This is a genomic window from Planotetraspora sp. A-T 1434 (assembly GCF_025420585.1).
In the GTDB taxonomy this organism is placed as follows: domain Bacteria; phylum Actinomycetota; class Actinomycetes; order Streptosporangiales; family Streptosporangiaceae; genus JAOEGB01.
This window is the reverse complement of record NZ_JAOEGB010000001.1, coordinates 260,435-273,822: the sequence shown is the minus strand read 5'-3', so window position 1 is coordinate 273,822 and position 13,388 is coordinate 260,435. Positions and strand designations below refer to the sequence as shown.

Sequence of the window (13,388 nt, the reverse complement as noted above, 5' to 3'; positions counted from 1 at the left end):
GTCAGCTCCTTACGAGAGCGAGCACTTCGTCTCGCACGGCGGCCACCTTGTGCTCGTCGGCCGCCTCGGCGTTGAGCCGCAGCAGCGGCTCGGTGTTGGACGGGCGGAGGTTGAACCACCAGTCCAGACCGCTCACGGTGAGGCCGTCAAGCTCGTCGAAGGTAACACCCTCGCGGGCCGCGAAGGCGTCCCGGACGCGCTCCAGGGCGGCGGTCTGGTCGCTCACCCTGCTGTTGATCTCCCCGGACGCGGCGTACCGGGTGTACCGCGACAGGACCTCCGACAGCGGCCGGTCCTGCTCGCCGAGCGCGGCGAGGACGTGCAGGGCCGCCAGCATGCCCGAGTCGGCGAACCAGAAGTCGCGGAAGTAGTAGTGAGCCGAGTGCTCGCCCCCGAAGACGGCGCCCGTGCGGGCCATCTCGGCCTTGATGTACGAGTGACCCACGCGGGTGCGGACCGGCACGCCGCCGTGCTCCCGGACGATCTCGGGCACACCCTTCGACGTGATCAGGTTGTGGATGATCGTCGCGCCCGGGTGCTTGGCCAGTTCCCGCACCGCGACCAGCGCGGTGATCGTGGACGGGGAGACCGACTCGCCACGCTCGTCGATCACCCAGCAGCGGTCGGCGTCTCCGTCGAACGCGATGCCGATGTCCGCGCCCTGGTCGACGACGGCCTTCTGCAGGTCGCGCAGGTTCTCCGGCTCGATCGGGTTCGCCTCGTGGTTGGGAAAGCCGCCGTCGAGCTCGAAGTAGAGCGGGGTCAGCTCGATCGGCAGGCCCTGGAACACCTCGGGGACGGTGTAGCCGCCCATGCCGTTTCCAGCGTCCACGACGACCTTGAGCGGCCGGATGCCGGAAAGGTCGACCAGCGTCTTCAGATGCTCGGCGTACCCCTTCAGCAGGTTCTGCTCCGTCACCGTGCCCTTGTCCGCCACGCCGGTGTCCTCCCCGGCGCCGTCGAGAAGCTGGGAGGCGCGGTCGCGGATCTCGGTTAGGCCCGTGTCGGTGCCCACGGGGACCGCACCGGCGCGGCACATCTTCATGCCGTTGTACTGCGCGGGGTTGTGGCTGGCCGTGAACATGACACCGGGCAGGCCGAGGCTGCCGCTGGCGTAGTAGAGAAGGTCGGTCGAACCGAGGCCGGCGCTCACCACGTCGGCGCCGCGCGAGGTCGCCCCGCGCGCGAAGGCGGCCGCCAGAGGTCCGGAGGAGGTGCGCATGTCATGGGCTATGACCACCGAATCGGCGCCCGTCACCTCGACGAAGGCCGCCCCGACGGCTTGGGCGATGTTCTCGTCGAGCTCGTCCGGCACCACGCCGCGCACGTCGTACGCTTTGAAGATCTTCGTGAGGTCGGCCACCGCTGCCCCTAACAGTCGTCTGTCTACGGACCTGAGCCTATAGCGCCCGACAGCCTCGACGACGACCGAGCCAACGCTGTGCGCGATCTCAACGCGCGATCTCAACGCGCGATCTCAACGCGCGATCTCAACGCTCCCTGTTGGGCTGGGCCGACTTGAGGACCCGGAGATGGCCGCGGCGACCGACCTCGACCGCCTGGCCGATGGGCTCGCCCGCGCTGGGCGCGGGACGGGCGGCCTCGCGGACCGCGTTGGCGAGCGCCTCCAGATCGTCTCCGCTGGGCGATCCGGCCTCAGACGGGAGCCGCACGACCTCCCACCCGCGAGGGGCCGTGAGCCGTTCCGCGTGCTCCGCGCACAGGTCGTAACAGTGTGGTTCGACGTACGTCGCCAGGGGGCCGAGAACGGCGGTCGAGTCGGCGTAGACATACGTGAGTGTGAAGACGGCAGGCTGCCTGCAGGCGGTACGGGAACAGCTGCGGACGGGGCTCACGGAGGGACCGTATCCGGTCCGCGTTCACATTGCCACCACCCCGCCGCTCTTATCGAGCGTGTCGCCACAATCCAGCAAGTTCCGAAGTCGGCAGGAGATTGCCGGACAACTCGGTCAGTCCCCCCGAGTCAGTCCCGTATCGCGACACTACGGCGACTTCCGGAACAGCCGGCATGAGATAACGGGACAGCCTCCGATGACGGGGGCGTCGGCCGAGAGCGTCCGGCCGATGGCATAGACCCGCGCTCTCCCGGCGTCCTTGCCTGGTGACGGACTGAGGAGAAACCGGTGGATCCAGGCTTCGAGGCGAAACTCTGCGATCTTCCAAGCTAAGCCAAGATCACCTGCAAAGCGGCCACCGCCGTACGGCTCCGCCGCGGTCGCGTGCGGCGCTCTAAGCTGGCTCCGTGAGCGAGCGGAGCGAGCCCGGCGAAAGGCCGGCCCCGAAACGGCGCGTGCGCCGGCGTGACCGGCACGGCCGCGGCATGCGTGGGCCCCTCGCGCCCTCACACGTGCCGATCGCCAAGTCCCGTGGGGAGCGCTTCGACGACCTGGTGCTCGACGCCGTGGACCGGCTGAAGCCCCGCTGGGGCACGCAGCTCGCGACCGTCGAGTTCGCCGTCGAGGAGGTTCCCCCGGCGAGCGAGCTGATCGATGGCCCGGCGCGGCTGGCGTCCGACCCGATTCCGTTCGGCCGGGCGGACTCCGCCGCCGGAGACGACCCCGCGGCCATCGTCATCTACCGGAGGCCGCTCGAGGCCAGAGCACGCGACCGCGACCAGCTCGGCACGCTCGTCTTCGACGTCGTCGTCGAGCAGGTCGCCAGCCTTCTCGGCCTCACCCCCGAGACGATCGACCCCGGATACGACGACCGCCACTAGAGAGCCGTCCAGGCCACCGTAGAAAGCCGGCCTGGCCACCCTAGGAAGCCTGGCCACCCTCGCCGTGATCATGCAGGGTTTCCCGGGAAGCTCGGGGACGTGCGGCCTCCCCGATCGTGATCATGCATGGATTCCGCCGCACGCGGCCCGACCAGGGACGACACGCTTTGTGACCATGCAAATCTGTGTCCGTGCGGCGCACCCTTGTCACGCATGATCACGCTACCCAAGGCACCAGGTAGAACAGCGCATCCGGGAGCATGTGCATGATCACGATGCGCAATGCGCCAGGCAGAACGGTGCGTGCGGGAACATGTGCATGATCACGCGGTGGGGTGGCTGGGACGACGGCCTTCAGGGGAGTACGGCGCTGGGAGAGTCCTTGGTGGGAGGGACGAGGGCCCAGGTGCGCGCCAGGGCGAGAGGCTGCGTGGTGATGAACAGCCCCTGGGGGGTCGCCTCGGTGAGGACCCGCCCGCCGTAGACGGGGCCGGACCCGGGCTGGGGCTGGACCGCGACGCTGAATCCGGCCTTGCTGCCCGGCGGCGCCTTCAACGTGATCTCCTTGGTCCGCGCGGCGGGGATCTGGACGTCGAACGGCGCGGGGACCGGCCCCTCCTTGGGCAGGAACTGGATCTTGACCGTGGCCGCCGCGAAGGGCGCCGACAGCACGAGACCGGAGGTCTGCTTACGGGACGCGCGGGCGTCCGCCACGACGCTGCCGAGGTCGATGGACGGCGCTCCGGCGGTGAACGCGACGTCCTGGCTCGTGCCAGTGCCCGTGATCTTCAAGCCCGCCACGATCGGCACGTCTGAGGACAGCACGAGGGCGGCGGGCTGACCCCCGATGCCGGTGGACATGTCGAGCGTCGCCGTCGACCCGGCCGGGACGTCGACGGACTCCTTGTTCTTCAGCGCGTACGACCCGTCCTTGAGCACGGCCTTCACCTGGACCACGGTGTCCTGCTCGCCGGGGGCGGTGACGTAGAGCTCACGGAGCCCGGCCGTACCGGGAATGCCCGGCACGACCACCCTGGTGGACGGCTCAGCGGCGATGGGCAGCCAGTCGACGCCCTTGCCCTCGCCGAGCACCGCCTTCACCGCGGCGGCCACCCGGCCGCTTGCGGTGCTGACCTCCACCGCCATGACCAGCGGGGACGGGGCGAGGTCGCGGAGCTTGACCGCGCGGTGCTGGCCGGGCTGGAGGACCAGGCCGTTCCCACGGTCGCTGAGCACAGGCCCCTCACCGGAGTAGATCATGATCTCGACGTCGGCGGGAGCCGCGTCGACGTTCGTGACGTAGAGCGTCACATCGGCCGCGGCCGGCCCCGGGCCGACGAACCAGGCGTTCGCCCCCGGCTCGACACAGCGCACGGCGGCCAGTCCGCGCTGGCTGCCCGACTTCTCCCTGGCCGTCTGCGCGGTCTCCAGTCCCGCGGCCATCGAACCGGTCGCGGCGATGGCGAGCGGTTCGCTCCCAGGAGTGATCTCCTGCTGCCACAGGACCCCCGGCTGCCGGACCGTGGCCACCGGCTTGCCCGTGGTCCCGTCGGACTGGACCTCGGAACCGCCGGCCTTCCCGGACTTGTCATCCTTCTTCCCGTCCGGCTTGCCGGTGGGCTGCGCCTCCGGCTTGGCGGTGGGTTGCGCCTCCGGCTTGGCCGTGGGGGGCTGGATCTCGGCGACGGTGGCGGCGCCGGGCGTTTGGGCGCCGGGCGGGGTGACCACGCTCACCCGGCCGCCGCCGGGGGCCGGGCACACGGTCGTGACAGATCCGACGGGAGCCCGCACAGCCTGGGGCGGCTTGTGAACCACCGGGGCGGGACGGCTGGCGTAGGCCACGCCGTACAGCGCGGCGAGCGCCACCAGGACGAGGGCGAGCAGGCCGAAGCGGTTCTCGATCAGGCCCTTCACGCCGGCACCCGGTCTTCCCGAGCCCGGCGGCGCCCCCGGGGCTCCTCCGCCGGGGCGTCGGCGTACTGCTCGTCCAGATCATCCGTACGGGCCCCCGGAGAGGCCAGGATCAGCACGAGGCCGACGAGGGCCGCCTGGGCCCACAGCCAGATCCTGTGCCGGGAGTCCGCACCCGCCGGTGGCGGGGGGACGGGCGCGGGGGTGGCCATCCGCCACAGCCCGGTGGTCTCCGACAGGCTGACCCGCACGAGAGCGGGATCGGAGTCGAGTGCCCGCTGCAACGCGGGGTCGACGGGTCCGGGCACGGTGACGAACTGGACGCCGTAGGACGCCAGCGTCGCGGCATACGTGCCGCCCCGGCCGGAGGCGAGCCCGGCCACAGCGCTCTCCAGCCCCAGGCGCGCGCTCTCCGCAGGCTTCAGGTCCGACTCGCCGATGAGTGGCGCCCCGCCGCTCAGGAGGGTGTAGGTGAGGCGGCCCTCCTTGGGACGCATCAGGAGCGTGCTCTGCCCCTTGGCGGATCCGACCGCGGCCAGCACGGGCATCGGGTCGCGCACGCCGCGCCGCAGCGGGTCCTCCGCGCCCGATTTGATCCACATCGACGCCGCCGCCAGCGGCGTCGCGAAGGCGACCACGACGATCAGGAGGGCGCCCGCGCGGCGAAGTCCTCCGGCGGCGCGGAACTCCGCGATGCGGTGGGCCGGATGCGCGGCCGCCACGAGCAGGCCGGTCGCGGCCAACGCCAGCGGCACGCCGGGCCACGCGGGGACGTCGCCCACGCTCAGGCGGCTGACCACGGTGGCGACCAGCACACCGAAGAGCATGGCTCCCCACCCGATCGCCACGACCATCTGGTGACGGCGCAGCAGCAGCGCGGCCAGCGCGACGGCGACCAGGCCGGCGGTCACCCATACCGGCGGCACACCAGGGCCGCCGGGGCTCAGCATCAGGAGCGAATCGGCCCCGAGCCTCGGGTCGGCCAGCGCGGCGTCGCGCAGACCCGCCTCCAGCACGATGCGGCCCGGGTCCCGCACGATCTCGATCAGCCAGGGGAACAGCAGGACCAGCGGGGTTCCGAGGCCGATGGCGAGCGACAGGCCCACGCCCCGCCGTACGCCGCCGAACGACACCGCCGCGAGCCCGCCCAGGATGGCCACGAGCACGTAGACCAGCGGGGCGAAAGCCGTACCGACCGCGAGGAGCAGGCCGAACCCCCAGGCGGCGCGGCGTGATCCCGCGACGACCCTCGTGGCGAGGGCCGCGTAGACGGGGAGAAGGACGAAGACGATCGCCGTCCCGAGGCGGCCGCTCGCGATTACCCCCGTCGCGACCGGCAGCAGCGCGTAGGTGGCGGCCAGCCAGACCCGCGCCGGGGTATAGGCGATCATCGTCTTGGTCGCCGCGTAAGCCGATAGGCCGGCGAGCGGCACGCACCCGAGCAGCAGCACCGAGACGGCGAGCCAGGTCTTGCCGAAGAAGACCGTGGACAGGGCCGCCAGCACCGCGACGTACGGCGGGGCCCACGTGTCCGAGCCCAGCCCGGCGGTGTGGTGGTTCTCGGTGTAGAGCCGCCAGAGGTCGGACGCCCCTCCGGTGACCGGCACCAGCGCGCCGCCCCCGAGCAGGCCGCCGAACAGCAGCGACCGCTCCGCCGCCACGGTGATGGCGACGAGGATGAGGCACAGCGCGACGCCGGGGTTGCCGAACACCCATTGGAACCCGCCGGAGTCGGTGAGCAGCTCGTCGCCGTCCTCCTGGGAGGGCTCCCCCGTCGCGGCGTGGTGGCGGCCCGCCGAATCGACGGGCCCCTCCCCGGCGACGAAGCTCTGCACCATGTCGGCCAGCCGCCGGAACGCCGCTCCGGGCGGGGTGAGCAGGCGCTCGACCGCGGCGTACCCCTGTTTCCTGTCCTGCTTGCGCGCCTTGCGGAAGCGCCGCAGGCGGCGTGGATGGACGAGGATCGAGCTGAGAGCGGCGACCTCGTCGAGGGCGTTCGCGGGCTGCTTGGCCAGGAGGAACAGCACGGTCCTGACCAGCGAGCCGGAGATGTTGCGGGCGATCGAGCGCAGCAGCGCCCAGAACGGCAGGTTCGCCATGATGACGAGCAGCCCGTTGTGCCGGTCCAGCCTGCGGGGATGCTCGTTGCTCGCGGAGATCCGCCTCCGCCGGCGGGCCGACGCCTCGGCGTGCCAGGCCACCGCGTCGGGCACGTTGAGGACCCGGTGCCCGGCCGCGCGGGCCCGCCAGCACAGGTCGAGGTCGTCGCGGAACAGCGGCAGCTCCGGGTCCAGGCCCGACAGCGCTTCCCAGACCTCGCGGCGGATCAGCATGCCCGCGGTCGAGACCGACAGGACGTCACGGATTTCGTCGTGCTGGCCCTGGTCGTACTCTCTCGGTTCGAGGCCCGTGTCCCGCCGGCCCGACCTGCTGACGGTCACGCCCATCTCCAGCAGCACGCGCCGGTCTAGCCAGTCGCGCAGCTTCGGGCCGAGGATCGCGGCCTTCGGGTCCTGGTCGGCCGCCCACAACAACGCCTGCAGCGCCTGCGTGTCGGGAGCGCAGTCGTCGTGGAGCAGCCAGATCCACTCGTTGCCCGGCTCCTGGACCTGCGCGCGGGGCAGCCGCCGAAGCACCTCGTGTACGGCCTCGCCGAACCCGGTGGACCTCGACATGCTGAGCACGTTGCTGGGGCCGAACGCCTCGGTCAGCAGCTGTCCGCTGCCGTCGCGGCTGCCGTTGTCGACACCGACGACACGGTCAAGCGGACGGGTCTGACGCAGAACCGCCGTCAGCGTCTCCTTGAGCCAGCGGGCGCCGTCATGGGCGACGACGATCGCGGTGACCGAGTGCAAGTCGAGTCCTAGGGGGGTCGTACGGCTGAGCGCGGACCACGATACGGCAAGCCCGGCTCACTCGATCACACCCGCGCCAAACCGTTAGGGCATGGGCCCTCGACCCGATCAGTGCCGATCAATGCCGTTCAGAGCCGATCAATGCCGTTCAGAGCCGGTCGATGCCGGTCGAACGCCGCCACGGCTGGTGGACTCCCACGAGCGGAAACCGTCAGGCGGGGCCACGCGACCTCCGCGTGGCCCTCGCCCGTGGTCTCAAACCGCCTGACGCTTGATCCTGCGCCGTTCCCGTTCCGACAGCCCACCCCAGATGCCGAACCGCTCATCATGTTCGAGCGCGTACTCAAGACACTCCGCCCGCACTTCACACGAACGGCACACCTTCTTGGCTTCTCTGGTGGAGCCGCCCTTCTCAGGAAAGAACGCCTCCGGGTCGGTTTGAGCGCACAATGCCCGCTCTTGCCAACCAAGATCTTCACCATCGAGCGCCTGTGCCATGACCAGCTCGGTCATTGCACACCTCCCTGTCGCTCGCCCGCCCACAATGGAGCCCCCCATAAAACGTCTCCCCTGTACCCACCCTCGGGGAGCCGTAACAACACGTCTGTAATTACACGCGCGTGCAGCGTGTGGCGTCAAGCGGCATAACGATACCCGGGGAAAGACCCGCTTGCCCCGGTTCGTACGCCCCGATCTTCGGTCCTATCAGCGTTCGGAACCATACCAAGGGAGATCGGGGTCGGTTCTGTGGCCTGCCTGCTCTGTGCCGGAACCTTCCTCATACTTTGCCTGCGACCGGTCGGGGGTGTAGATCGCGGTGGGGTCGATCGGCTCCTCCCTCCGGTGCGGCCCGCTCAGCGGATCCCCCTGGTAGCTGGGCGGATCGAAGCGCAGCGTACGGTCGGCCGGCTCGCCGCCGGACGCCGAATACGGCGCGGGCTCGGGCCGCTGGGGGTGTCCCAGGGGGTTGTCGTAGTAGTCCTGAGCCTTGGGGAACTCCTGGCCTGCGTAGTCCTGCGAGGAATGGTCCTGGGCCTTGGGCATCGGCCCGGTGGGGTAGTCGGTCACCGGCGCCGGCTGCCCGAGCTGCTGATAGCTCTGCGCCTGCTGGTATGCCTGCTGGATCTGCTGCTCTCTCGGGTCGGCCGCGCCCTCATAGGGGGACGGCTTGCCGAACTCGTAACCGTTGTGGAAACCGTTCTCGAAGCCGGTGTGCGAGCCGGTGTGCGAGCCGGTGTGGGAGCCGGTGTGGGAGCCGTCCTCGCCGGCGGGCTGCTGGCCGGCCGAGTGCCTGGCGAACTGCGGGCCGGAGTACCCGGTGAAGGGCGACCCCTGCTGGTCGTACGCCTGGCTATGGTCCCGGTCGTACGGCTGGCCGTGGTCGCGCTGCTCGTACGGCCGGGCCTCGGCCGGCGCCTGGGAGGCGGGCTGGCCGAAGGCGGAATCGGCATAGGGGCCCTGGGGGAAGCCGCGCCCGTCCGATCCGCCGGCCTGCGGGAACCCGGATCCGCTGGCCTGGGGGAAACCGGAGCCTTCAGCGCGAGGGAATCCGGTCTCTTCCGCCTGAGGAAAACCTGGCGCTTCCGGCTGGTGGAAGCCGGGGCCTTCCGGCTGGCCGCCGAACGACGGCTGGCCGTACCCACCCGTCTCGGACTGCCGCCCGGCATAGCCGTACTGATCGTTCGCCGGGCCCTGCGGCGGCTGCGGGAAGCCGTCGAACGACTGTCCCTGGTGGCTAGGCTGACCGAACTGTCCGGGATGGTTCGGCTGACCGGGCTGGCCCGGGTGGTTGGGCTGGCCGGACGAGGGCGCCGGCGGAGCGGACGAGTAGGCGGACAGGGCCGAGTCAGCCTGAGTGCCGTAGGAGCCGGGAGGTCCGCCCGCCCGCTCCGACCCGAACCCTTGCCCCTCCGACCCGAACCGCTGACCATCGGACCCGAACCGCTGACCATCGGACCCGAATCCCTGGCCATTCGACGCCAACCCGTGGCCATCGGGGGCGGGCCACTGGCCTTCCGTGCCGAACCGCTGACCATCGGACCCGAACCCCTGGCCATTCGACGCGAACCCCTGCCCCTCGGGGCCATAGCCCTGGGAGCCGCGATCGGGGCCGAAGCCCTCGGGTCCGGGACGGTCCTGCTGGAAGCCCGGCGTGCCGTACTGCTCCGAGTAGGAGTTTCCCGGCTGAGCGGGCGGCATGCCGGACGGAAGCGCGTGCGACGCCTGGTGGCTCCCCGTGCCCGCCTGGGGGAACGAGCCTGACTGGCCCGCGTAGCCCTCGCCCTGGTGCTGGGCCGCGTAGCCCTCGCCCTGGTGCTGGCCCGCGTAGCCCTCGCCCTGGTGCTGGCCCGCGTAAACGTCGCTCTGGTGCTGGGACGCGCCGTAGGGCTCCGGCGCCCGGTCCTGACCCAACGGCCGGTCGGCTGGCCGGTCCTGGCCGTACGGCTCCGGAGAGCGGTCCTGGCGGAACGGCTCGTGCGGCCGCTCCTGCGCGCCGTACGGCTCCTGCGCGTGCTGGGGGTGGCCCAGCTGCTGACCGGGCTGCTGACCCTGCTGCTGACCGGGACCCTGCTGACCGTGGCCCTGCTGCTGTCCGTACTGTGGCTGCTGCTCGTACTGCGGGGGCTGCTCGTACTGCTGCTGATGTTCGGCGGGGGGCGGAAGCTGGGGGTAGGACGCGGCGAGCGCGGGAACGGCGGCGCCCGGCGCCGGCTGCTCGCCATGCCGGTCTCCCGAGCCGTTGCCCTCGCCATGACCGTGCGGCTGGTTGAAACCCTGCCCATGCCCGGGGCTCTGGGGGTAGGCCTGGGCATGCGGCTGGTGGGCGTCGTTGCGCCGGCCGCCGTAGAAGCCCTCGCCGGAGCGGCCGGGCAGGCGGACCGGCTGGAGGGCGGCGGCCGAACTCGTCGCGAAAACCGCACCGGCAGCGGCCAGAGCGAGCATGGGCAGGCCGGTGATCAGAAATTCGAACCTGTCACGGAAGCTCGGGAGATCACCGAACAGAATCCCCAGCACACTGATCAGACCAAAAAGGACGCCCACTCCGAGCGCGCCCGCGACGCCGAGCGTGACGAGCCTCGCCCGAGTCGTCGGCTCACCCAGCTTCGTCACGAGCAGCACCGCCCCCACGCCCAGCGCGGTGGAGACCGGGGACGCGAGGTTGTCAACAAGGCTCTGACCGGCACGGAAGCCGAAAGGCAGCGCCAATCCGGCCGGGCCGAACAGCAAGTGTGCGATGCCAACGAGAATGCCGGTGGACACGACGGACAGCATGATCCACGCCGCCGGCTCTCGCAGCCGGCCGGTATCGACCTTCAGCACAACTACCCCCATTGCGTCCAAATGGCACTCGGGGAAGTTTTGCACATGCCTGACTTTGGTGTCGGCTGACCCAAGAACCTCATTCGACGCGCCATAGCCCAACTACCCACATTTGCCGCATTATTCCGGGGGGTGGGCGTTCACAGCCCGCCGAAGGTCCGGTGGAAGACTGTCGACATGCGCATCGTGTCTCTCGCCGGCGGAATCGGCGGCGCCCGTTTCCTCCGCGGCCTCAAGGCGGCGGCCCCCGACTCCGAGATCACCGTCATCGGCAACACCGGAGACGACATCACGCTCTTCGGCCTCCGCGTCTGCCCTGATCTCGACACCGTCATGTACACCCTCGGCGGCGGCATCAACGAGGAGCAGGGCTGGGGCCGGGCCGACGAGCACCACACCGTCAAGGAGGAGCTGGCCGCCTACGGCGTGGAGCCCCAGTGGTTCGGCCTCGGTGACCGTGACTTCGCGACGCACATCGTGCGGACCCAGATGCTGTCGGCGGGCTACCCGCTGTCCCAGGTCACCGAGGCGCTGTGCGCGCGGTGGCAACCCGGTGTCCGGCTCCTGCCGATGTCCGACGACCGGACGGAGACCCACGTCGTCGTCGCGGACGCGGACGGCAGGCGGGCGATCCACTTCCAGGAGTGGTGGGTGCGCCTGCGGGCGTCCGTCCCGGCCGAGCAGATCGCCCTCGTGGGCGCGGAGGACGCCAGCCCGGCGCCCGGTGTCCTCGACGCGATCCACAACGCCGATGTCGTGATATTTCCGCCGTCGAACCCGGTCGTCAGCATCGGCACGATCCTTCAGATCCCCGGAATCCGGGAGGCCGTGGAAGAGAAGACGGTCGTCGGGGTCTCCCCCATCATCGGCGGCGCGCCGGTGCGCGGCATGGCCGATGCCTGCCTGACCGCGATCGGCGTGGAGACGAGCGCCCAGGCCGTGCTGGAGCTGTACGGCTCCCACCTGGTCGACGGATGGCTCGTGGCGGAGGAGGACAAGGGCGTCGCCCTCGACGGGGTGGCCGTCGAGGCCCGGCGGATCCTCATGGACTCTCCGGAGGCGACGAGGGAGATCGCCGCCGCCGCCCTCGCTCTCGCAACATCCCTCGGCTCCACTCCGCGCCGTGCATGATCACGCCCAGTCCTTTGCCCCCACCCATGTCGTGATCATGCACGGGTTTCCTGGATGACCGCATTGACCTGCGGAAACCCATTTCGTGATCATGCATTAGCGTCAGACATATCGGTCGTCCGAAGAGGAAGTCGAGTCGTGGCTCACATCACCATCACCGGAATACCGGGGCTGCCCGAGGTCGGGGCCGGGGACGACATCGCCGGACTCGTGGCGCAGGCCGCGCCGACCTTGGAGGACGGCGACATTCTGGTCGTCACCTCGAAGATCGTGAGCAAGGCCGAGGGCCGCGTCCGGCAGGGCGACAGCCGTACCGCCGCGATCGAGGAGGAGACGGCCCGCGTGGTGGCCCGGCGCGGCGAGACGGTCATCGCCCAGACGAGGCACGGTTTCGTGATGGCGGCAGCCGGCGTGGACGCCTCGAACATCTCCCCCGGCACGATCCTGCTGCTCCCCGAGGACCCGGACGGCTCGGCCCGGCGGATCAGGCACGGCCTGCGCGACCGGCTCGGCGTCGAGGTCGGCGTGATCGTCTCCGACACGTTCGGGCGGCCCTGGCGGCACGGGCTGACCGACGTGGCCATCGGCGCGGCGGGCGTCCGGCCGCTCGACGACTTCCGGGGCCTGTCGGACACGTACGGCAACCCGCTCAGCGCGACCGTCACCGCGCTGATCGACGAGATCGCGGCGGCCGGAGAGCTCGCCAAGGGCAAGCTCTCCGGGGTTCCGGTGGCGGTGGTCCGCGGGCTCCGCGACCTCGTCACCGCCGACGACGGCCCGGGCGCCCGCGCCCTTATCCGGCCCGCCGACGAGGACATGTTCCGGTACGGCTCGGCCGACGTCGTCTTCGCCCGTCGCACGATCCGGGAGTTCTCCGGGCGAGAGGTCGATCCGGCGGCGGTACGGCGGGCGGTGGCGGCCGCCATCGCCGCCCCGGCCCCTCACCACACCACGCCGTGGCGCTTCGTCCTTCTCGAAACCCCCGAGATCCGTACGGAACTCCTCGACGCCATGCGGGACGCCTGGATCGACGACCTGCGGTCGGACGGCTTCTCCGAGGAGTCCATCGCACGCCGCGTCAGGCGGGGCGACGTGCTGCGGAACGCCCCCTATCTGGCGGTCCCCTGCCTGGTGATGGAGGGCTCCCACACCTACCGCGACGACCGCAGGAACGCCTCCGAGCGCGAGATGTTCGTGGTCGCCGCAGGCGCGGGAGTGGAGAACTTCCTTGTCCAACTCGCCGTGGAGGGCCTCGGATCGGCGTGGGTGTCGTCCACGATGTTCTGCCGCGACGTCGTGCGCAAGGTGCTCGACCTGCCGCCGACCTGGGACCCCATGGGAGCGGTCGCCATCGGCCACCCCGCCGGGCCGCCCCGGGACCGCCCCCAGCGGGACGCCGCCGACTTCATCGTCACCCGGTAAGAAACCCGGGA

At 70.9% G+C, this 13,388-nt stretch carries 9 protein-coding genes; 3 read left to right on the top strand and 6 right to left on the bottom strand.

What is annotated here, in order from left to right; translation table 11 throughout:
• Position 1: 1 nt before the first annotated feature.
• Positions 2-1,363 carry a phosphomannomutase/phosphoglucomutase gene (locus N5079_RS01220; RefSeq protein WP_261581371.1) on the bottom strand — a complete coding sequence of 454 codons (1,362 nt, stop codon included), beginning with the start codon at positions 1,361-1,363 and terminating at the stop codon, positions 2-4.
• 127 nt (positions 1,364-1,490) lie between these two features.
• On the bottom strand, positions 1,491-1,856 hold the full coding sequence (locus tag N5079_RS01215; protein WP_261581370.1) for a DUF3499 domain-containing protein: 366 nt from the start codon (positions 1,854-1,856) through the stop codon (positions 1,491-1,493).
• Between the two features lie 485 nt (positions 1,857-2,341).
• On the opposite strand from N5079_RS01215, the gene N5079_RS01210 reads away from it, so the two are divergent.
• Entirely contained in the window at positions 2,342-2,737 is a 396-nt protein-coding gene (locus tag N5079_RS01210) for a metallopeptidase family protein (RefSeq protein WP_261581848.1), read from the top strand.
• A 354-nt stretch (positions 2,738-3,091) separates the two neighbouring features.
• Here N5079_RS01210 and N5079_RS01205 read toward each other — a convergent pair whose 3' ends face one another.
• From N5079_RS01205 to N5079_RS01190, 4 genes are all read right to left on the bottom strand, one after another.
• Positions 3,092-4,651 carry a DUF5719 family protein gene (locus N5079_RS01205; protein WP_261581369.1) on the bottom strand — a complete coding sequence of 520 codons (1,560 nt, stop codon included), beginning with the start codon at positions 4,649-4,651 and terminating at the stop codon, positions 3,092-3,094.
• Entirely contained in the window at positions 4,648-7,503 is a 2,856-nt protein-coding gene (locus N5079_RS01200) for a glycosyltransferase family 2 protein (RefSeq protein WP_261581368.1), read from the bottom strand. Before N5079_RS01200 ends, N5079_RS01205 begins: the two co-directional genes overlap by 4 nt.
• 255 nt (positions 7,504-7,758) lie before the next feature.
• Positions 7,759-8,016, bottom strand: coding sequence for a WhiB family transcriptional regulator (locus N5079_RS01195; protein WP_261581367.1), 258 nt, complete (start codon positions 8,014-8,016; stop codon positions 7,759-7,761).
• Between the two features lie 192 nt (positions 8,017-8,208).
• On the bottom strand, positions 8,209-10,824 hold the full coding sequence (locus tag N5079_RS01190) for a hypothetical protein (RefSeq protein ID WP_261581365.1): 2,616 nt from the start codon (positions 10,822-10,824) through the stop codon (positions 8,209-8,211).
• A gap of 177 nt (positions 10,825-11,001) precedes the next feature.
• Between N5079_RS01190 and cofD the strand changes: the two genes are divergently transcribed.
• Entirely contained in the window at positions 11,002-11,955 is a 954-nt protein-coding gene (gene cofD, locus N5079_RS01185) for a 2-phospho-L-lactate transferase (protein WP_261581364.1), read from the top strand.
• Between the two features lie 138 nt (positions 11,956-12,093).
• Positions 12,094-13,377: a coenzyme F420-0:L-glutamate ligase gene (locus N5079_RS01180; RefSeq protein ID WP_261581363.1), complete on the top strand. Its 1,284-nt coding sequence runs from the start codon at positions 12,094-12,096 to the stop codon at positions 13,375-13,377.
• The last annotated feature ends 11 nt before the right edge of the window (positions 13,378-13,388 follow it).

Excerpts from the sequence above, each read along its gene's own strand:
- N5079_RS01210 (WP_261581848.1), top strand. The coding sequence starts at position 2,342 with ATGCGTGGGCCCCTCGCGCCCTCACACGTGCCGATCGCCAAGTCCCGT.
- N5079_RS01195 (WP_261581367.1), bottom strand. The coding sequence starts at position 8,016 with ATGACCGAGCTGGTCATGGCACAGGCGCTCGATGGTGAAGATCTTGGT.
- cofD (WP_261581364.1), top strand. The coding sequence starts at position 11,002 with ATGCGCATCGTGTCTCTCGCCGGCGGAATCGGCGGCGCCCGTTTCCTC.